Annotated in this window: 18 protein-coding genes; 5 read left to right on the plus strand and 13 right to left on the minus strand. The window is 66.9% G+C overall.

Annotation, left to right across the window (positions count from 1 at the left end; translation table 11 throughout):
• Window position 1 precedes the first annotated feature (1 nt).
• The gene (locus tag E7T10_RS13675) at window positions 2–1,207 is read right to left on the minus strand and encodes a M48 family metallopeptidase (protein ID WP_137722228.1); all 1,206 of its coding nucleotides are present in this window, start codon (window positions 1,205–1,207) and stop codon (window positions 2–4) included.
• A 136-nt stretch (window positions 1,208–1,343) separates the two neighbouring features.
• Here E7T10_RS13675 and E7T10_RS13680 point away from each other — a divergent pair, with 136 nt between their 5' ends.
• Window positions 1,344–1,613 carry a hypothetical protein gene (locus E7T10_RS13680; RefSeq protein WP_017504786.1) on the plus strand — a complete coding sequence of 90 codons (270 nt, stop codon included), beginning with the start codon at window positions 1,344–1,346 and terminating at the stop codon, window positions 1,611–1,613.
• A gap of 72 nt (window positions 1,614–1,685) precedes the next feature.
• Here E7T10_RS13680 and E7T10_RS13685 read toward each other — a convergent pair whose 3' ends face one another.
• Both E7T10_RS13685 and ppdK read right to left on the minus strand, forming a co-directional pair.
• A complete protein-coding gene (locus tag E7T10_RS13685) occupies window positions 1,686–2,213 on the minus strand; it encodes a porin family protein (protein ID WP_039244441.1) in 528 nt (175 codons plus the stop codon).
• A gap of 232 nt (window positions 2,214–2,445) precedes the next feature.
• Window positions 2,446–5,127, minus strand: a complete 2,682-nt coding sequence (gene ppdK, locus E7T10_RS13690) for a pyruvate, phosphate dikinase (RefSeq protein WP_137722229.1) — start codon at window positions 5,125–5,127, stop codon at window positions 2,446–2,448.
• Window positions 5,128–5,334: 207 nt separating this feature from the next.
• Between ppdK and E7T10_RS13695 the strand changes: the two genes are divergently transcribed.
• A complete protein-coding gene (locus E7T10_RS13695; RefSeq protein WP_246846038.1) occupies window positions 5,335–5,688 on the plus strand; it encodes an endonuclease domain-containing protein in 354 nt (117 codons plus the stop codon).
• 157 nt (window positions 5,689–5,845) lie between these two features.
• On the opposite strand, the gene glyS is transcribed toward E7T10_RS13695, so the two are convergent.
• The 7 genes from glyS to E7T10_RS13730 form a co-directional block, all read right to left on the minus strand.
• Window positions 5,846–7,906, minus strand: a complete 2,061-nt coding sequence (gene glyS / locus E7T10_RS13700) for a glycine--tRNA ligase subunit beta (RefSeq protein ID WP_137722231.1) — start codon at window positions 7,904–7,906, stop codon at window positions 5,846–5,848.
• A complete protein-coding gene (locus E7T10_RS13705) occupies window positions 7,906–8,283 on the minus strand; it encodes a hypothetical protein (RefSeq protein WP_137722232.1) in 378 nt (125 codons plus the stop codon). The genes glyS and E7T10_RS13705 overlap by 1 nt, the downstream gene beginning before the upstream one ends.
• Window positions 8,280–9,173, minus strand: coding sequence for a glycine--tRNA ligase subunit alpha (locus E7T10_RS13710; protein ID WP_039244438.1), 894 nt, complete (start codon window positions 9,171–9,173; stop codon window positions 8,280–8,282). The genes E7T10_RS13705 and E7T10_RS13710 overlap by 4 nt, the downstream gene beginning before the upstream one ends.
• 100 nt (window positions 9,174–9,273) lie before the next feature.
• Window positions 9,274–10,170, minus strand: coding sequence for a fasciclin domain-containing protein (locus E7T10_RS13715; protein WP_137722233.1), 897 nt, complete (start codon window positions 10,168–10,170; stop codon window positions 9,274–9,276).
• 203 nt (window positions 10,171–10,373) lie between these two features.
• Window positions 10,374–11,252: a 4-(cytidine 5'-diphospho)-2-C-methyl-D-erythritol kinase gene (locus E7T10_RS13720; protein ID WP_137722234.1), complete on the minus strand. Its 879-nt coding sequence runs from the start codon at window positions 11,250–11,252 to the stop codon at window positions 10,374–10,376.
• Between the two features lie 3 nt (window positions 11,253–11,255).
• Window positions 11,256–13,133 (minus strand): tetratricopeptide repeat protein, encoded by a 1,878-nt coding sequence (locus tag E7T10_RS13725; RefSeq protein ID WP_137722235.1) that lies wholly within the window; start codon window positions 13,131–13,133, stop codon window positions 11,256–11,258.
• Between the two features lie 64 nt (window positions 13,134–13,197).
• A complete protein-coding gene (locus E7T10_RS13730; RefSeq protein ID WP_137722659.1) occupies window positions 13,198–14,853 on the minus strand; it encodes an electron transfer flavoprotein-ubiquinone oxidoreductase in 1,656 nt (551 codons plus the stop codon).
• A 195-nt stretch (window positions 14,854–15,048) separates the two neighbouring features.
• Here E7T10_RS13730 and E7T10_RS13735 point away from each other — a divergent pair, with 195 nt between their 5' ends.
• Complete coding sequence (locus E7T10_RS13735) at window positions 15,049–15,861, plus strand: uracil-DNA glycosylase family protein (RefSeq protein ID WP_137722236.1); 813 nt, start codon at window positions 15,049–15,051, stop codon at window positions 15,859–15,861.
• Window positions 15,862–15,945: 84 nt separating this feature from the next.
• The gene (locus tag E7T10_RS13740; RefSeq protein WP_137722237.1) at window positions 15,946–17,637 is read left to right on the plus strand and encodes a lytic transglycosylase domain-containing protein; all 1,692 of its coding nucleotides are present in this window, start codon (window positions 15,946–15,948) and stop codon (window positions 17,635–17,637) included.
• A 4-nt stretch (window positions 17,638–17,641) separates the two neighbouring features.
• Here the strand turns inward: E7T10_RS13740 and E7T10_RS16055 are convergent, their stop codons facing one another.
• The 3 genes from E7T10_RS16055 to E7T10_RS13750 are packed head-to-tail and all read right to left on the minus strand — an operon-like array spanning window position 17,642 to window position 18,820.
• A complete protein-coding gene (locus E7T10_RS16055) occupies window positions 17,642–17,773 on the minus strand; it encodes a hypothetical protein (protein ID WP_256371841.1) in 132 nt (43 codons plus the stop codon).
• A gap of 35 nt (window positions 17,774–17,808) precedes the next feature.
• On the minus strand, window positions 17,809–18,477 hold the full coding sequence (locus E7T10_RS13745; RefSeq protein WP_137722238.1) for a glutathione S-transferase family protein: 669 nt from the start codon (window positions 18,475–18,477) through the stop codon (window positions 17,809–17,811).
• Between the two features lie 22 nt (window positions 18,478–18,499).
• Window positions 18,500–18,820 carry a multidrug efflux SMR transporter gene (locus E7T10_RS13750; RefSeq protein ID WP_055752969.1) on the minus strand — a complete coding sequence of 107 codons (321 nt, stop codon included), beginning with the start codon at window positions 18,818–18,820 and terminating at the stop codon, window positions 18,500–18,502.
• A gap of 162 nt (window positions 18,821–18,982) precedes the next feature.
• Between E7T10_RS13750 and purB the strand changes: the two genes are divergently transcribed.
• The gene (gene purB, locus E7T10_RS13755; RefSeq protein ID WP_137722239.1) at window positions 18,983–20,281 is read left to right on the plus strand and encodes an adenylosuccinate lyase; all 1,299 of its coding nucleotides are present in this window, start codon (window positions 18,983–18,985) and stop codon (window positions 20,279–20,281) included.
• Window positions 20,282–20,284: the final 3 nt, after the last annotated feature.

Below are 20,284 nucleotides of genomic sequence, written 5' to 3' on the forward strand. Positions count from 1 at the left end.
CTTACGGGCGCGTCGGTTGCTCGGCCCCGTCGCGTGGCGGATGCGTCGCCTTCCATTCCATGGCGCGGCGAATGCGGTTCTCCACGCTGGGGTGGTCGTAGAACAGGAACTCCTCGATCGCCGATGGCGACGGGGCACGGTATTCGGCGGTCTTGATCAGGGCCTTGGACAGACCGTCCGGTTCATTGGCGTGAACCAGCGAGAAGTGGTCGGCGTCCTCCTCCATCGTGCGGGTCATGGTGGCGAAGACGGGGGTGCCCAGCACGCCCAGGAAGGCCAGCAACAAAGCCAGGACCGGCAGGCCGGCAGGGTCGGAGATGTCGCCCACGCGATCCGCCCTCAAAAGACGATGCGCCACGGGATACAGCCGGTCGGTCAGCCAGAAGGCCAGCACCGACAACAGGACCAGAATGCCGACGGTCCAGAGAATGTGCGCCCGGACATAGTGGCCCATCTCATGGCCGACCACGCCGCGCACCTCGGCCAGATCCGCGCCCTGTTTGAACATGGTGTCGCTCATCGCCACCCGCGCCGTGCCGAACAGGCCCGAGACATTGGCGGTGTAGCGGTCGGACTGTTTGGAGCCGTCGTAGATGAAGATTTTGTCCGAAGGCGTGCCGGTCTGTTTGGCCAGGGTCACGACGGCGTCGCGCACCGGCCCGTTCGGCGCGGGCGTATAGGTGTTGAAGATCGGTTCGATCACCAGGGGTGCGAGCACCAGGCCGATGACGATGAAGGCCGCTGTCACGCCGGCCGCCCAGGCCCACCAGAACCGACGCGTGCGCCGGATCAGGGCATAGATCGCCACCAGCAGCAGCGCGGTCGCCACCATCGAGATGGCCGCGCCGATCACGGCCTCGCTCAGCCAGCCGCCAAACGCCTGGCTGGTCAGTCCATACTGTTTCTCTCGCCACCAGCCCTGATAGATCGCCCACGGCAGCGTCAGCGCCCAACTCATGGCCGAATAGACCAGGGCGACGGCGAAACTGGCCAGGATCGGCCGACGACGGCGACGTTCGATCCGGCTGCGGATCGCGACCAGCAGGCCGGTGCGCACGATGATCCAGGCGACCAGGGCCGAGACCAGGAAACTCCACAGGATCAGCCAGTGCGAACCGTGGGTATAGGCGATGGCGCGGGCCGTTTCCTGGGGTGACAAGGTCGCCAGCCACTGGGCCGTCGCGACCGCCGGATCGAAATTCGTCATGGTTTTCTCCCTTGCGAGAACCAAATCGCGCGACCCGCGTTATGTCAGGTTAATTCGCATCCATGATGATTCTCGCCCGGCCACGCTTGAATCTTTCACGACTTTTTGTCACCCATTCTCCTGTCGAGAACAGGGGATGTCCCAGATGGCTCACAAGACGCCCAAGCAGGTCCTGGAAAGCTTGGCTCATGATATCGCCACCGTGTTGAAGAGCATGGGTGGCTCGGCGCACCAGAACATGGTGGTGGATTGCGTGGCGGCGATGAAGCGCCAGCGCGGCGAGGCGGTCAACCCGCCCGATCTTCGCCAAAAGATCATCGAGACCTTCGAATACTATCGCGACTGGTTCGTTCGCCCATTCGGCGAAGGCTCGCAGCGCTGGGCGCTGGCCGGCGACTTCGGCTGATTTCACTCTCCTGAACGAAAAAGGCGCGCTCCCTGCGGAGCGCGCCTTCGTCGTTAGGACTGATCGATTAGATCAGAAGCGACGGATGTAGCTGACCGAATAGGCGTCGGCTTCACCACCGTTGTCGCGGTAGTCGCGACGGGTCCAGTCGGCGCGCACGCCGTTGACGCCGTCCAGGTAGTAGTTGGCGCCGGCGCCGTAGTTCCAGCTGTCGCCGCCCACGTCGGTGTTGGCGCCGGGGAACTTCTGCTTCAGCTCGGTGTGGCCGTAGCCGCCGCGTGCGAACAGTTCCAGCTTGTCAGAGACCGGCACCTTGCCGACCACGTAACCAGCGGCGTCCCACTCGTGCTTGATCTCGCCATCGACGCCCGCGACGGTGAAGTCGTCATGCTTCACGCCGACCGAGGCTTCGGTTTCCACAGCGATGTAACGGTTGAGGTTGACGCCAAGACGACCGGTGACAGCGCCCGTCGTTGCATTGTCACCTTCAAGATGAGTGTAGCCCAGCGAGCCGTAACCGCGCGGCTCAGGATTGGTTTGAGCAAAGGCCGGGGCGGCGATGGCGGAAACGGCGACAGCAGCGAGAAGAATGTTACGCATTGTTTCTTATTAACTCCTAGATGTGATGACCAGACCGATCATCTGCCCCATCCAGCGAGTGCTTAAATAGGTCAGCGCCTCATCTGTTCCAGAGGTACGAAAACACGACGAATGCCTGTGGGCGCCGGGACACATACGGCGTTCCGTCAAGATCGGCGACTTTGTGGCGCCGCAGCAAAAAGGGCGGCCTCGACCGAGACCGCCCTTCTTGGGTTCGTCCTGGTGAGAAGGCCTAGCGGTCCTTCTCACGCTCCACGTTCAGCGCGGCCTGGGCCGCCGCCAGACGGGCGATCGGCACGCGGTAGGGCGAGCAGGAGACGTAATCCAGCCCGGCCTGTTCGCAGAAGGCGATCGACGACGGGTCGCCGCCATGCTCGCCGCAGATGCCCAGCTTGACCTCGGGCCGAACCTTGCGCCCGCGCTCGGCGGCGATCTCGATCAGGCCGCCCACGCCGTCCTGGTCCAGACGCACGAAGGGATCGGTCTCGAAGATGCCCTTGTCCAGATAGGCCTGCAGGAACCGGCCGGAGTCGTCACGCGAAATGCCGAACGTCGTCTGGGTCAGGTCATTGGTGCCGAAGCTGAAGAACTGGGCATATTCGGCCAGGTCGCCGGCGCGAATGGCGGCGCGCGGCAGTTCGATCATCGTGCCTACCAGATAGTCGAGGCTCTGGCCCGTTTCCTCGAACACCGCCTTGGCCGTGCGGTCGGTCAGCTCGCGCAGATATTTCATCTCCAGGCCCAGGGCGACCAGCGGGTGCATGATCTCCGGCAGGGGCGCGGCGCCCGACTTCTGCTTGACCTCCAGCGCCGCCTCGATGATGGCGCGGACCTGCATCTCGTAGATTTCGGGATAGGCGACGCCAAGCCGGCAGCCGCGGTGGCCCAGCATGGGGTTGGTCTCGTGCAGCTCCTTGGCGCGACGCTTCAGCTTCTCGGCGTCGATGCCGGACGAGGCGGCCAGGGCGTCGATGTCTTCCTCGGTGTGGGGAATGAACTCGTGCAGCGGCGGGTCCAGCAGGCGCACCGTCACCGGCAGGCCGGCCATGATCTCGAACAGTTCGACGAAGTCCGACTTCTGGAACGGCGCGATCTTGGCCAAGGCCGCGCGACGGCCCTTCTCGTCGTCGGCCAGGATCATCTCGCGCACGGCGGCGATCCGGGTGTCGTCGAAGAACATATGCTCGGTGCGGCACAGGCCGATGCCCTCGGCGCCGAAGCCGCGCGCGGTCTTGGCGTCCAGCGGGGTCTCGGCGTTGGCGCGAACCTTCAGGCGGCGCACCTTGTCGGCCCACCCCATCAGGGTCTGGAAGTCGCCGGTCAGTTCGGGCTCGATCATCGGCACGGCGCCGTCCAGCACCTCGCCCTTGGAGCCGTCGATGGTGATGACCTCGCCGGCCTTGAAGGTGCGGCCGCGCGCGGTGAACACGCCCTTGGCCTCGTCGATATGGATCTCGCCGGCGCCGGAGACGCAGGCCCGGCCCATGCCGCGCGCGACGACGGCGGCGTGGCTGGTCATGCCGCCGCGGGCGGTGACGATGCCGCGGGCCGCATGCATGCCGTGAATATCCTCGGGGCTGGTCTCTTCGCGCACCAGGATGACCGCTTCGCCCAGACCCGACATGCGCTCGGCCTCGTCGGCGTCGAAGACGATCTTGCCGGTCGCAGCGCCGGGCGAGGCCGGCAGGCCGGCGGCGACCACGGTGCGCGCCGCATCGGGGTCCAGCGTCGGGTGCAGCAGTTGGTCCAGCGCCGACGGCTCGACACGACTGATGGCCTCTTCCTGAGAGATCACGCCCTCGGCGGCCAGATCGACAGCGACCTTCAGCGCCGACTTGGCCGTGCGTTTGCCGTTGCGCGTCTGCAGCATCCATAGGCGGCCCTGTTCGACCGTGAACTCGATGTCCTGCATGTCGCGGTAGTGGCTTTCCAGCTTGCCGACGACGTCGACGAACTGGGCGAACACCTCGGGCATGGCCTCTTCCATCGAGGGGGCGGTCTCGCCCATCTCCTCGCGGCCGATCTTGGTCAGGGACTGCGGGGTGCGGATGCCGGCGACGACGTCTTCGCCTTGGGCGTTGATCAGGAACTCGCCGTACAGGCGCGCCTCGCCGGTCGAGGGGTTGCGGGTGAAGGCCACGCCGGTCGCCGACGTCTCGCCCATATTGCCGAACACCATCGACTGGACGTTGACCGCCGTGCCCCAGCTTTCGGGGATGTCGTGCATGCGGCGATAGAATTTCGCCCGGTCGTTCATCCAGCTTTCGAACACGGCGCCCACGGCGCCCCACAGCTGGTCCTTGGGATCCTGCGGGAAGGCGTGACCCAGTTCACGCTCGACCACGGCCTTGTAGTCGGCGACCACCTTCTCCCAGTCGGCGGCGGTCAGGTCGGTGTCGACCGAAACGCCCAGGCGATCCTTGTGCTGGTCCAGCACCTCTTCGAAATCGTCGTGGCTGAGGCCCAGAACCACGTTGGAATACATGGTGATGAAGCGACGATAGCTGTCGAAGGCGAAGCGACGATCGCCCGACAGCTTGGCCAGACCCTCGACCGTCTGGTCGTTCAGACCCAGGTTCAGCACCGTGTCCATCATGCCCGGCATGGACGCCCGCGCGCCCGACCGCACCGACACCAGCAGCGGGTTATCGACATCGCCGAAGGTCTTGCCGACCACGCCCTCGACCTTGGCCAAGGCGGCCTGGACCTGGGCGTCCAGATCGGTCGGATAGGTCTCGTTGTTGGCGTAATAGTGGGTGCAGACCTCGGTGGTGACGGTGAAGCCCGGAGGAACCGGCAGACCCAGCGACGACATTTCCGCCAGATTGGCGCCCTTGCCGCCGAGAAGGTTCTTCATCGACGCGTCGCCGTCGGCGGAGCCTCCGCCGAAGCCGTACACCCACTGAGTCATCATGCAGTCCCTGAGCTTTTCGGATCGTCCGGCGGGTTGGCCCCGCTCGCACATGCAGCATGATCTAGCGCGTGTGAGCGGCCTTGACCATTGCGGATGTAACAATGCGTGAGGGGGTGGGCGGTTTCCATGCGACGTGCGCACAACCTTGACGTTATCGTCTCCTCCCCATGCAATGGGGAGGGGGACCGCGAAGCGGTGGAGGGGCTCTTGACGCATGAAGGCTCCGTCTCGCGCGCCCGCATCCTGCGCCGCGCCCTGACCCCGCCCGAAGCCCGACTGTGGGTCCACCTCCGCCGCCGCGCGCTGAATGGGCTCAAATTCCGCCGTCAGCATCCGGCGGGCGTCTATGTGCTGGACTTCTATTGCGCCGAGGCGATGCTGGCCGTCGAGGTGGATGGCGAAAGCCATGAAGGCCGAGGCGAACATGACGCCCGTCGCACACGCTGGCTTGCGACCCAGGGCATTGCGGTCATCCGCGTCCCCGCCGAACAGGTGCGAACGGACCTAGGTGAAGTGCTCGATTTCATCGCCGACAGGGCGAGACACCGAATCCGAAGCTGAACCACCTTATCTCATCCCCATGAAATGGGGAGGTGGCGCGGCGTGCTTGCGCCGTGACGGAGGGGTTCTTCGCCACATCGCAGCCGTGTGACGTCAAGAGCCCCTCCACCGCTACGCGGTCCCCCTCCCCACAAGTGGGGAGGAGACAATGCGGCCCCTACCCCGCGATCTGGCCGAAGTCGGCGACCTGGCCCATGACATCGCGGACCTGGCCCAGCAGTTTCAGGCGGTTTTCGCGTTCGGCGGGGACGTCGGAGTTGACCAGAACGTCGTCGAAGAAGCGGTCCACGGGCGCGCGCAGGCGCGCCAGGGCCGTCATGGCGGCGGCGAAGTCCTCGGTCTCCAGCGCGGCCTCGACGGCGGTGCGCGCGGCGCCGACGGCGAAGGCCAGGGTGGTCTCGGCCTCGGGCTGGTTCGGGAGGCCGGTCTGGACCATGCCGGTGGGCAGCGGCCCCTTCTTCTCCTCGGCGCGGAGGATGTTGGAGGCGCGCTTGTAGCCGGCCAGCAGATTGGCGCCGTCGTCCGTGGCGAGGAAGGCGGCCAAGGCTTCCACCCGACGCACGATGCGGACGAGGTCGTCGTCGCCTAGGGCGAAGACGGCGGCGACGAGATCGTGGCGCTGGCCTTGGTCGCGCAGGAGGACGGTCAGGCGGTCGGCGAAGAAAGGGATGAGACCATGAAGTCCCGCTATCGCAGCGTCACCAGCCAAGCCGCTAGGGTAGCCACGTATCATCGCCGGCTGAAGATCAACCAAAGACAGTCGCGTTTGATTCTCCAGCAGCAACCGGATCACGCCCAGCGCCGCTCTCCGCAGCGCGAACGGATCCTTTGAGCCCGTGGGCTTTTCGTCGATGGCGAAGAAGCCGACCAGGGTGTCCAGCTTGTCGGCCAGGGCGACGGCGACCGTGACCGGTGCGGTCGGGACCGTGTCGGCGGGGCCTTGGGGCTTGTAGTGGTCGCGCACGGCGTCGGCGATCGCGTCGGAATGGCCGGCGAGGCGGGCGTAATAGCCGCCCATGATCCCCTGCAGTTCCGGGAATTCGCTGACCATGCCCGACAGCAGATCGGCCTTGGACAGGCGGGCGGCGGTTTCGGCCTCGTCGGCGTCGGCGCCGACCAGCGGTGCGATCTCGCGCGCCAGGGCGGCGATGCGCTCGATGCGCTCGGCCAGGGTGCCCAGTTTGGCGTGGAAGGTGACGCCGGACAGTTTGGCGTTCCAGGCGTCGAAGCCGACCTTCTGGTCTTCTTCCCAGAAGAAGCGGGCGTCGTTCAGGCGGGCGGACAGAACCCGGCTGTTGCCGGCGGCCAGGGCCTTGCCCCCGTCGGTCGCCTCGACGTTTGCGACCACCAGGAAGTTGGGGGCCAGGCCATCCTTGGACGGATCGCGGACGGCGAAATACTTCTGGTGCACCTTCATCGACAGGCGCACGACTTCCGGCGGCAGGGCCAGGAACTGCGGGTCCATGTCGCCCAGGATCGGGGTCGGCCATTCCGCCAGACCCGCCACCTCGTCCAGCAGGCCGTCGTCATCGACCAGGGCGAGGCCGCGTGCGGCGCAGGCGGCCTTGGCCTGTTTCAGTATCCGCAACTTGCGATCGGCGACGTCCAGCAGGACGAAGTTCTTTTCCAGTTGGGTGCGGTAGTCGACGAAGTCGCTGACGCGCAGCAGCTCGCCGGAACCCAGGAAGCGGTGGCCCTCGGTGATCGCGTCACTCTGAATCCCGTCGATCTCGAACGGGACCACCTTGCCATCGAAGAGGCACAGGATGCGCTTGATCGGACGCACCCAGCGCAGGGTGCCGGAACCCCAGCGCATCGACTTGGGCCAGGGGAAGGTGCGGATGACCTGATCCACCGTCTCGGCGACCAGATCGGTCGTGGCGCGCCCCTTGGACGACAGGACGGCGAACAGGACGCCGTCGCGCTCGGTCAGTTGATCGCGCGTCAGGCCGGTCTTGCGCAGAAAGCCTTCCAGCGCCTGTTCCGGGGCCGAGGCGCGCGGGCCCTTGACCTCTTCCTCACGGTCCGGCGTGGCCGTGGGCAAGCCGTCGATCACTAAAGTCAGGCGGCGCGGACCGGCATAGGTCGTCAGCGCGTCCCACGTCAGGCCGGCGACCTTCAGCCGGTCGGAGACCATCCGCTGAAGGTCGCGCGCGGCGCCCTGCTGCATCCGGGCGGGGATTTCTTCGGAGAAGATTTCGAGAAGCAGCTGGGGCATCAGGCGGTCTTGTGTTGGAGCGTTAACATCAGCGTCTCGACCTGTTGGTCGCGTGCGCCGAAGATCACGGTGAGTTCAAGGTCTGCCGCCGAAAGCGCGGCCTGCTGCAGCAAATCAAAATAGGCAGGTTCAAAGTAGAACTCGCCGTTCAGACCATGCTCGTTCTCCCAAAGGCTACCGAGCGTGCCGTTATGCGATTGGACAAGGGACTCGAAGCTGGCGTGGATGATGCTAGGCGCTCGACCATTCAAGGTCACAGGCTGCGGATTCATCTGCCACACTGGCCCACGCTGACTGAGTCCAGCTGTCAAACGCAGCAGGCGGTTCGAAAACGCCATACTGCCGCTCACGAGCTCAGAAGAATGATCAACGCTCACGCCGTTTTCCGCTCTTGTTCGACGTAAGCGAGAGCGCAGGCTTTGCAGAGTTCGCGGATGCGGCCGATGTAGCTCTGGCGTTCGGCGACGGCGATGGCGCCGCGGGCGTCCATCAGGTTGAACAGGTGGCTGGCCTTCAGCACCTGGTCATAGGCGGGCAGGACCAGCGGCTGATCCTGCGGCCCGCGCATGTCCAGCAGGCGCTGGACCTCGCCCACCATATCCTCGAACCGGCGCTTCAGACCGTCGACGTCATAGCCGTGGAAGTTGGCTTCCGACTGCTGGCGCTCGTTCTCCAGGAAGACCTCGCCGTAGGTCAGCCCCTCCTTGGTGAACTTCAGATCATAGACGTTGTCCACGCCCTGCACGTACATGGCCAGACGCTCCAGCCCGTAGGTCAGCTCGCCCGACACCACATCGACCTCTATGCCGCCAACGCCCTGGAAATAGGTGAACTGCGTCACCTCCATCCCGTCGCACCAAACCTCCCAGCCCAGGCCCCAGGCGCCGACGGTGGGATTTTCCCAGTCGTCCTCGACGAAGCGGATGTCGTGCAGTTTCGGATCGATGCCGATGGCCGCCAGCGATCCGAGATAGAGTTCCTGAAGGTCAGCCGGGTTCGGTTTGAGCAGAACCTGGTATTGGTAATAGTGTTGGAGGCGGTTGGGGTTTTCGCCATAGCGGCCGTCGCCGGGGCGGCGGCTGGGCTGCACATAGGCGGCCTTCCACGGCTTGGAACCGAGGGCGCGCAGGACGGTGGCGGGATGCAGCGTGCCGGCCCCGACCTCAATGTCATAGGGCTGGAGGATGGCGCAGCCCTGCTCGCCCCAATAGCGGTGGAGCGTCAGGATCAGGTCCTGAAACGCAAGCGGCTCGGTCGAGGTGGTCAAATCGGGCTCGTGGGGAGGGGCTGCAAAAAAGACGGCGGACCATAGGGCCCGCCGCCTTCCGCTTCAACACGCTACCGAGCGAGCGCGTGGATGACCCTGATCAGTTCGGGGTCGGCTTGGCCTCGGCCGCGCCGTCGGCGGCGGGATCAGCCGCATCGACCGGCGGGGTGGCGGGAGTGTCGACCTGACCATCGGTCGGGTTAACGACCGGCGACGAGGACGTGGTCGTCGTCATCGCGGCGGGCTGGCCGTTCGGCGCGGTCGGGGCCGGGGTCGCTTCAGCAGCCGGGGTCGCCTCAGCGGCAGGAGCGGCGGCCTCGGCGGGCGCGGCGGCCTCTTCATCGCCCATGGCGGCCATGGAGTTCGCCGGGTTCAGGACCTTGTCGATCGGGAAGATGGCGCCGTTCGAGGCGTCCAGCTCGGCGCTGACGACGGTCGCGCCGTCAGCCTTGATGGCCGAACCCGTGCCGTCCAGCAGGACCTGGCTCTCGGCGGCCGTCTCCACGCCGCCCTTCTTGCCCATGATCTGGTCGGGCGTCACGTCGGCCACGATGACGTGATACAGCAGCAGCTGGCGCAGTTCGGCGGCGTTGGCCGGGTCCATCAGACGCGTACGCTCTGCCTCGGGCACGGCGGCGAAGGCGGCGTCGGTCGGGGCGAAGATCGAGATGGCCGGGCGGCTGGCCAGGGTGTCGGTCAGCTGGGCGGCGTCCAGCGCGGCCAGCAGGGTGGTGAACTGACCGCTGGCCTTCAGCTTGTCGACAACGGTTTCACCGGCGACGGGCGTGGTCGCTTCTGCAGTCGTGGTCGTGGTGGCGGCGGCTTCAGCCGTAGGCGCCGGCGTCTGCGGCATGGCCGGCGTGGCCGGATCGTTTTGCGGCATGGTCGCCGGGGCGGGCGTCGTCGTGGTCGCCGGAGCAGTCATGTCCTGGGCGAACGCGGGGGCGGCCATCAGGCTGACGACGGCGGTGGCGGCAAGCAGTTTTGCGCGAAGCATGGCGATTTCCTTTTTCCTGTTTGAGGATCGCCACGGGGGAGACGGCGACCCGTTCCAGACATCGGAACTGCCGACTCAAATCAGAACGCCGTGATCTGGTTCCGAGATTTCGAAACAATGCGTAACGTTTGTGATGATCTGGGCGAGACCTGGGCGAAATCGCCGGTTTCGCAGCCTGATCGCCGGTATTCGGCCACAAAGCTTCAGCGTTGCTGTACGGACAGCTGTGTTGCTTTGACCCAGCCCTCGGGATGTGCAGCGGACAGAGCGCGCGCAGCGGATTGGGCCGCGTCGTCGCTGGGATACAAACCGAACACCGTCGCGCCTGAGCCAGACATGCGGGTCAGAGCGACCTGATCGGTCGCCGCCACCGCCGACAGGGCTGCGCCGATCGCCGGCGTCAGCGCCAGCGCAGGCGCTTCAAGATCGTTGCGCTGCGCCGACAGCCAGTCGATGACAGCGCCGATGGACCACTCGTGTGGAGGCGAGGGTCTGTCGGCGGCCCGCACCGGCCCTGCATCATAGGCGCGATAGACGGCGCCGGTCGGCGAGGGGACGCCGGGGTTGAACAGCACGGCCGGCAGCGGCGCCAGCCGGGGCTCGTCCGTCAGCACGTCTCCCCTCCCCTCGGCCCAGGCCGTGCGCATCCGCAGACACATCGGCCCGTCCGCGCCGACGACGCCCGCGACCGCCTCAAGCGCGTGGTCGTCGAGATCGAGCGCCAGGACGTCGCGCGCGAGCTTCAGCGCTGCGCCCGCATCGGACGACCCGCCGCCCAGCCCCGCCGCGATGGGCAGGCGCTTGTTCAGCGTGACCTTCAGTTTCGGCGCTCCGATATCGCAGGCGTCGCCCAGTCGGCGCAGCGCGCGCAGGATCAGATTGTCGTCCGTCGCGCCCAGCCCGGCGCCGAAAGGCCCGTTGACCGTCAGCGACAGGCAATCCGCCTGCTCGACCGACACGCGATCCCCGACATCGGCGAACGCGACTAGGCTGGACAGCGGATGATAGCCGTCGGCGTCCACCGCGCCGACATGCAGGAACAGATTGATTTTGGCCGGCGCCAAGGCGGTCAGGGCGGGCATGACCTATTGCGCGACGCCTTGGGCGCTCGGCGCGCTGTCCAGCCCATTGGCGATCTTGCGTTCGACCTTGGCCCGACGTTCGGGTTCGGGCTCCAGCACCAGGACGCGGTTCCACAGCCAGACGGCTTCGCGTTGACGGCCGACCTTCCAGTAGGCGTCGCCGAGGTGATCGTTGATCTCGGCGTTGGACGGCTCCTTGTCGACAGCCTCTTCCAGCGTGTTGACAGCCGTTTCGTACTGGCCCTGTTTGAACTGCGCCCAGCCCAGCGAATCCTGGATGTTGCCGTTGTCGGGCTCCAGCGCATGGGCGCGGGCGATCATCTCGGCGCCTTCCTGAACCCGCAGCCCCTTATCGACCCAAAGATAGCCGAGGTAGTTCAGCATGTCGGCGTCGTTCGGTGCGGTCTGAAGCGCGGCCCACAGTTCGGCCTCGGCCTCGGGAACACGACCCAGCGCCTCATAGGCGGCGCCGCGCAGGAAGTGAACGCTGGCGCCCTGATCAGCGGTGTTCAAAAGCGGCCCGTCCAGCAACGCCAGCGCCTCGTCATGCTGTTTCAGCTGCATCAGCTGACCCGCCAGCACCAAGGCGATCTGCCGATCGTCGGGGCTGGCGGCCGCAGCGCGGCGTAGCTCGGTGAGCGCCTCCTGCGACTGGCCGTCTTCTTCCAGCGCCACGGCCAACTGGGCGCGGGCGGCGGCATAGAGTTTTGGATCGGCGGTCCCGACCCGCGACAGGGCGTTGCGGGCGGCGGATTTCAGACCGGCGCGCGAGAGCACCTGGGCCAGCTGATATTCCGTCTCGTCATCGTCGTGCAGGTTCTGGGCGAGGCGCAGATAGACGGCGGCGAATTCGTTGCCGCGCTCGGCCGAAGCCTGGGCGGCGGCTGTAATCAAGCCCTGGGCGGCGCCTTCGCGGAAGTCGGGCAAGGCAGGCGGGCGGCCGCCGTCTTTCAGCCGTTGCAGCGCGCGGGCCACACCTGGATCGACGGGTTGCACCGCCATGGCGGCTTCATACAGAGCGACGGCGTCGTCGCGGCGACCGCGCCGTTCCAGAAACTCGCCATAGGGGCGTTTGAACAGGGCGCCGACGCCGGCGACCTCGGAAGCGGCCTTCAGCTCCACCTCGGCCTCGGCATAGTCGCGGCGCTTCTCCAGCAGGGCGGCGCGATTGATGCGGGCGAAGGCCAGGGTCAGGGGATCTCCGGCGGTCGGGACCGGCTGAAGCGCCCGGGTCCAGTCGCCAGCCGCAGCCGCGATCCACGGCGCGACCAGAAGACCGACGCGGGCGTGCGGGGCGCCGACGGGCTGACGGGCCAGTTCGGCGTTCGGCGTCCTGGCGTCTCCGCGCACGAAATGCTGGACCAGACGCACCAGCCGTCCGCCCTCGACGAACGCGGGAGACGCGGTCGCATCGGTCGGGGCCAGGGCGGCCGCCACGTCCAGATCGCCGGTCAGCAGGGCGGAGGTGAAAGCCTGTTCGCGCACGCGCGGCTGTTCCGGCGTCAGCCGTTCCGCCTGGGCCAGATAGTCCGAGCCGGTCGCCCCCTCGCCCTGCATCAGGGCCAGCTTGCCCGCCAGATACAGGCCATAGGCGCTGCGGCCCTCGGCGTTCGTCGGGATCGGCGCCCAGACGGCCGGGATCGCCGGCGTCGCGGGCGTATCGGTGATGATGATGTGAGGATCGGGCGCGGCCTCGGTCGGCGCCTGACCTGGTGTGGCCTGGCCCGGCGCCGTCTGGCCCGGCTCCAGGATGACGGCCGGCGGATGGGTGTCCGGCGTCGGGGCGGGCGGGGTCGTTTCCTGAGCCGAGGCGTGGCCGGAAAGCGCCACGGCGAGGACGGTCAGGGAGGCGGCGAACAGACGAGAACGGGAGGCGATCATGCCCGGACCCTTCACGCTTTTGCAGCGGCGGGCAAGGGCGGAACACCGCCCCTGCCCCCTTCAGTCACATGTTCGGATAGTTGGGACCGCCGCCGCCCTCGGGCGTGGTCCAGACGATGTTCTGCGACGGATCCTTGATGTCGCAGGTTTTGCAGTGGACGCAATTCTGGGCGTTGATGACGAAGCGCGGATCGGCCTTGGCCGCCTCGTCGCCATAGACGACCTCATACACGCCTGCCGGGCAGTAAAGCCGCGCCGGCTCGCCGTATTTGGGCAGGTTGACGCGGATCGGGATCGACGGATCCAGCAGCTTCAGGTGGGCCGGCTGGTCCTCGGCGTGGTTGGTGTTGGAGATGAACACCGACGACAGCTTGTCGAACGACAGCTTGCCGTCCGGCTTCGGATAGGCGATCGCCTTGTGGTCGGCGGCCAGACCGGTCGAGGCGGCGTCGGTCTTTTCGTGCTTCAGCGTCGGGATCGGCGACAGACCGCCGAACAGGGTGCGGCACCACATGTCGAACATGCCCAGCGCCCCGCCCAGCGTGGTGCCGAACTTGGACAGCAGGGGCTTGGCGTTGCGGACGACCGACAGCTCCTTATAGACCCAGCTCTTTTCAAAGGCGGTCTGGTATTCGACCAGTTCATCGCCCGCGCGCCCGGCCTGAACAGCGTCGTAAGCAGCGTCGGCGGCCAGCATGCCGGTCTTCATCGCATTATGGCTGCCCTTGATGCGGGGCACGTTCACGAAGCCGGCCGAACAGCCGATCAGCACGCCGCCGGGGAAGCTCAGCTTCGGGATCGACTGCAGGCCGCCCTCGGTGATGGCGCGCGCGCCGTAGGAGATGCGTGTTCCGCCCTCCAGGTGCTGGGCGATCTCGGGGTGGTGCTTGAAGCGCTGGAACTCGTCGAACGGCGACAGGAACGGGTTCTTGTAGTTCAGGTGAACCACATAGCCGACGGCCACGTAGCGATCGCCGAAGTGATACAGGAAGCTGCCGCCGCCGGTGTGTTCATCGAGCGGCCAGCCGGTCGTGTGCTGGGCCAGGCCGGGCTGATGCTTGTCGGCCGGCACCTGCCACAGCTCTTTCAGGCCGATGCCGTATTTCTGGGGCGACTTGCCGTCCTGAAGCTTGTGCTTGGCGATGATGGTCTTGGCCAGGGAGCCGCGCACGCCCTCGGCGATGAAGACGTATTTTCCGTGCAGTTCAATGCCGGGCTGGAAATCGCCGGTCGGTTTGCCCTCGCGGTCGATGCCGAAGACGCCGGCGACGACGCCCTTCACCTGACCCGTCTCTTCTTCCCAGACGACGTGGCTGGCGGCCATGCCGGGATAGACCTCGACGCCCAGGGCCTCGGCCTGCTCGCCCAGCCAGCGCGTGACGTTGCCCAGCGAAGCGATGTAGCAGCCGTGATTGTGCATGAAGGGCGGCATCAGCGGCATCGGCAGCGACGCAGACCCTTGCGGACCCAGAAGCAGGAACTTGTCCTTGGTGACCGGCGTCTCCAGCGGCGCGCCGCGTTCCTTCCAGTCGGGGAACAGCTCGTTCAGCGCCTTGGGATCGATGACCGCGCCCGACAGGATATGACCGCCGACCTCCGCCGCCTTTTCCAGAACGGCGACGGTGATTTCCTTGCCGTCCTTTTCCGCGCGCTGCTTCAGGCGGATGGCCGCCGACAGGCCGGCCGGGCCGCCGCCGACGATCACGACGTCATATTCCATGATCTCGCGCTCGACGCCGTTCAGCGCCTCCAGCGGCGGCAGATTGTCGATGATGGCGTCCTGACGGGCGTTTTCCGCGCCGCCTTCGATGGCGTCTTCGGCCATGGTTTCCCCTGAATCCCGGTTATCTGTGTGGTTATGCCGCTTATCGGAAGGTGACGCGAGGGCGGTCAAGGCTTATCGGTGGTTCGAGACATGAACGCGCAACCCCATGACATCGCTGCAGTCGAAAGCCTGCTCGCCTTCTGGCGGGATGCGGGGGTCGACGCCTGCTATGGCGATGCGCCCGTCGATCACACCCACATCGCCCCGCCGCCGGCCGTCAAGGCGGTGCAGAGGGCGACGGCCTCGGTCGTCATGCCCCTGGCCGGCGTCAACGCCGATGACGCCCTGGCCGAGGCGCGGCGGCTGGCCGCCGGCGCCGCGACGCTTCAGGATCTGGCGGCAGCGGTCGCGGCGTTCGAGGGCTGTCCGCTGCGCGGCATGGGCGCGACGCAATCGGTGTTCGGACGCGGCAACCCCAACGCCTCGGTCCTGATTATCGGCGAAGGTCCAGGCGGGGATGAGGACCGGGCGGGCCAGCCCTTCGTCGGCAAGGCCGGGCAGTTGCTGGACCGGATGCTGGCGGCGGCGGGCCTGACCGACAAGGTGTTCATCACCAACACGGTCTTCTGGCGCCCTCCCGGCAACCGCACCCCCAGCCCGCAGGAACAGGCGGTGTGCGCACCCTTCGTCGAGCGCGCCTTCGCCCTGCTGAAGCCCAAGGCCGTGCTGCTGCTGGGCGCAGCCTCGGCCAAGTCGGTGCTCGGCGCCGAGGAAGGCATCATGAAGCTGCGCGGCGTCTGGAAGGAATGGCGCCTGCTGGAGGGAGCGGTGTCGGCGCCCGTCATGCCGACCCTGCATCCCGCCTTTCTGCTGCGTCAGCCACAAGCGAAACGACAGGTGTGGAGCGACCTGCTTTCGCTGGCCGTTCGCCTTGAAACGGACTCGGTTGAAGAACAAGGCTAATCGCGGCATGTTCGCATGCTGACGACCGATCGCCATACACGCGCCTGTATCTTACGCGCGTCGCCAACGAGGGGGCCGCCGCTTATGTTTCTGTTCCGCCGCGCGATCCTCGCGTCGACGATCGTCCTTGCGTTCTGCGCCGCCACGACGGCCGCGACCGCCGAGACGCCCTACGGGTCAACCGCCGAGGCCGGAGCCGGGGCCGGTTCCGGACGTCCCACCGCGCTGAGTTCGGCCGACAGAATCTCCTACACCACCGCCTTCGACGCCCTGCGACGCGGCGACATCGAGACGGCCCGCATGGCGGCCCGGCAGGCGCAGGACCGCGTGCTGCTGGGTCAGGTCGAGTTCGAAAGCCTGTTCCATCCCGATCATGTCGCCACCTACGAAGAGCTGACGGCCTGGCTTGAGACCTATTCGGATCTGCCGTGCGCGGACCGGGTCTATACGCTGGCGCTGCGTCGTCGCCCCGACGGCGCGCCCGAGCCGGTGCGTCCCGGCGGCGTGCTGGGCCGCACCTGGAACAGTCTGGTCAGCGCCGTGTCCGGCGACGGCGGCGTCACCGATCCGGCCAAGGCGGCGCGCGTCGCCTACAACAACGACGACCTGACCGGCGCCTCGGCCCTGGGTCGCCAGATCGGCGACTGGTGGACGGTCGGCCTGGCGGAATGGCGTCTGGGCCAGTTCCACGAATCCTTCGCCGCCTTCGAACGCGTCGCCAACGATCCGACCGAGGATGCCTGGGTCCGCGCCGGCGCCGCCTTCTGGACCGCGCGCGCCGCCGCCCAGTCGGGTCGTCAGGATCGCGTGACCGACTATCTGCGCCTGTCGGCTCAGTGGCCCGCCACCTTCTATGGTCAGATCGCCCTGCGTCAGCTGGGAGAAGAGCCGACGATCGAGAACATGGGGCCCCGCCCCTACGAGGCCGAGCCCCGCCTGCGCCGCGCCGCCTATGTGCCCCAGAGCGCCGCCGTCGAACCGACCGCCCTGGAAGCCTTCGTTCAGGCCGACGCCCGCGCCAAACGCACCGTCGCCTTCTATGAGGTCGGGCGCAACGCCGACGCCGAGACCGAGCTGCGGTCCGGGCTGCGCACCGCCGTCGGCGATGCGGCCAAGATGTGGACGGCCCTGGCGCGCGCCATCCTGCCAGTCAACAACGGCGACGCCACGCGCATCGACGCGACGCGCTATCCCATCCCGGACCTTACGCCCGAAGGCGGCTTCGTCATCGAGCGGGCGCTGGTCTACGCCCTGGCGCGCAAGGAAACCGACTTCAATCCCAACGCCCGCTCCAGCGTCGGCGCCTATGGGCTGATGCAGGTCATGCCGACGACGGCGGCCGAGATGACCGGCGATCGCACCTTCATCTCGGACCCGACCAAGCTGCTGGTTCCGGCGGTCAACATGCGTCTGGGCCAGGCCTACATCAACAAGATGCTGGCCCTTGCGGCTTTCCAGGGCGATCTGCTGCGGGCCGTGGCCTCCTACAACGCCGGGCCTGGGCCGATGCTAGCGGCGGTCAGGAAGTTGGGCGCGGACGCCGATCCCCTGCTGCTGATCGAAACGATCGACGTGCCCCAGGCGCGCGACTACGTCGAAAAGGTCATGGCTAGCTACTGGATCTATCAGCGGCTGTTCGGCGGCCCGCTGAAAACGCTGGACGCCGTCGCGTCAGGCGCGCGCGCCGTGCCGATGGCGCTGGATTACGTCGCCCCGCCGCCGCAGGCCGAGCCGGTCCTGATCGCCGAAACGACGCCGGTCGCCGGCGTGCGCTAACCTCTCAGAAGACCGCGAACAGCAGGCTGGCCCAAAAGGCCGCCCCGACCAGCGCCGCTAGCCCATAGGCCATGACGGGATTGAGGCCGCGCGCAGCGACTTGGGTCGGAGGGCTGGGCAGGACCGGGCTCGTCATCCCCGTCGAAATAACAGCGTCCGCTTAATACGGCGTCAGCCGGGATGGTTGCCGTGTGTTAAGCCCAGCGCGTCGGCTTCCCACTCAAGAAAATGCGGATGAGCGAGCAAGGTCTCGGCATAGGCCCGGGCCGTGCCGTCGTCTCCGTGCACTGAGAGGTCCAGCTGGAAATGGCGGATGCGGGCGGCGACCGGCGTGAAGAAGGCGTCCGGCACGGACCAGTCGCCGAACAGATAGGGGCCGCCCGCGCCGAACCGCTCACGCAGGCTCCGCCACAGTTCGACGATCCGGCGCAAATCCTTGGCCAGTCCCGGATGGTCCGGCGCGGGCGCCCGGCTGGGGCCGACCATCCAGTGATCAGGGCCGGTGGAACAGGCCGTGCGCAAGGCGGTAAAGCCGCCATGCATCTCGCACGCCGCCGAACGCGCCAGCCAGCGCGCATGGGCGTCCGAAGGCCAGAGGCGGGCTTGCGGATAGCGTTCGGCCGCCCAGACGGCGATGGCCATCGAATCCCAGATCACCTCCCCTTCGACCTTAAGCACAGGGACGAGACCGGACGGCGAATGCTCACGGATGCGCTGATCGGTGTCGGGCTGGTTCAGCGGCACGACGATCTCGTCGAAGGCCGCGCCGCAATGTTTCAGCACCAGCCACGGCCGCAGCGACCACGTCGAATAGGCCTTGTCGCCGATCACCAGTTCCATCACGCGTCTCCTGTCGCCGCCATCAATGGCTCGCCGCCAGCTTCAGCACAACCAGGCCCGATGCGACCAGGGCGACGCCCGCGATCCTGAGCGGCGTCAGCGGCTCGCCCAAAAAGACCGCGCCCACCACAAACGCGCCGACCGCGCCAATGCCGGTCCAGATGGCGTAGGCCGTGCCCAGCGGCAGGGTCTTCATCGCCAGCGACAGCAGACCGAAAGAGCCGATCATGAAGACGATCATCCCCACCGTCGGCCACGGTCGCGTGAAGCCGGCCGACGCCTTCATCAGGAACGCCCAGACGACTTCGAGCAGACCGGCGAAAAGAAGGAATACCCAGGCCATGACATTCTCCCTGCATGGCGTCGGGTCGTCCCGGCGTTAGTCCCATGTGGGGGAGGTCGTCCTCCTGAAAGCGCGCTGAATCTGGGACAACGGCCGGCAAAGTCAACCGCGCCGTCCCGCAAACCTTGACTCCGCGCCGCCCACGACCGACACGACCCGCCCATGATCACGCGCTACTCCCGCCCCGTCGCCGCCGCCATCTGGTCCCAGGAAACCAAGTACAAGATCTGGTTCGAGATCGAGGCCCACGCCGCCACGAAGATGGCCGAACTGGGCGTGATCCCCAAGGAATCGGCCGACGCCATCTGGGCCAAGGGCAAGGATGCGACCTTCGACGCCGACCGCATCGACGAGATCGAACGCACCACAAAACACGACGTCATCGCCTTCCTGACGCACGTCGCCGAGATCGTCGGCGAGGAAGCGCGCTTCCTGCACCAGGGCATGACCTCTTCGGACGTGCTGGACACCTGTTTCGCGGTTCAGCTGGCGCGGTCTTCGGACCTGCTGATCGAGGGCGTCGACCGGGTTCTGGCCGCGCTGGAGACCCGCGCCAAGGAGCATAAATACACCCCGACCGTGGGCCGTTCGCACGGCATCCACGCCGAACCCGTCACCTTCGGCCTGAAGCTGGCCGGCTATCACGCCGAATTCCAGCGCGCCAAACGCCGCCTGATCACCGCCAAGGAAGAGATCGCCACCTGCGCCATTTCGGGCGCCGTCGGCACCTTCGCCAATGTCGACCCGGCCGTCGAACAGTACGTGGCCGACCAGATGGGCCTGACCGTCGAGCCGGTCTCGACCCAGGTCATCCCGCGCGACCGTCATGCCGCCTTCTTCGCCGCCCTGGGCGTCGTCGCCAGCTCGGTCGAGCGCCTCGCCGTCGAGATCCGCCACCTGCAACGCACCGAAGTCCTCGAAGCCGAGGAATTCTTCGACAAGGGTCAGAAGGGCTCGTCGGCCATGCCGCACAAGCGCAATCCGATCCTGACCGAGAACCTGACCGGCCTGGCCCGTCTGGTCCGCTCGGCCGTGACGCCCGCCATGGAGAACGTCGCCCTGTGGCATGAGCGGGACATCAGCCACTCGTCGGTCGAGCGCGGCATCGGCCCGGACGCCACCATCCACCTGGACTTCGCCCTGCACCGTCTGGCCAATGTGGTCGAGCGGCTGAACGTCTACCCAGAGAATATGCAGAAGAACATCGACCGCCTGGGCGGTCTGGTGCACTCGCAACGGGTCATGCTGGCCCTGACCCAGGCCGGCGTGTCGCGCGAAGACGCCTATGCCGCCGTTCAGGAAAACGCCATGAAGGTCTGGCGCGGCGAAGGCGCCTTCCTGGATTTCCTGAAGGCCGACGACCGCGTCACCCTGCCCGCCGACCAGCTCGAGGCCCTGTTCGACCTCGGCTACCACACCAAGAACGTGGACGTGGTGTTCAAGCGGGTGTTCGGAGACTGACCC

Source organism: Brevundimonas sp. SGAir0440, assembly GCF_005484585.1.
Classification (GTDB): domain Bacteria; phylum Pseudomonadota; class Alphaproteobacteria; order Caulobacterales; family Caulobacteraceae; genus Brevundimonas.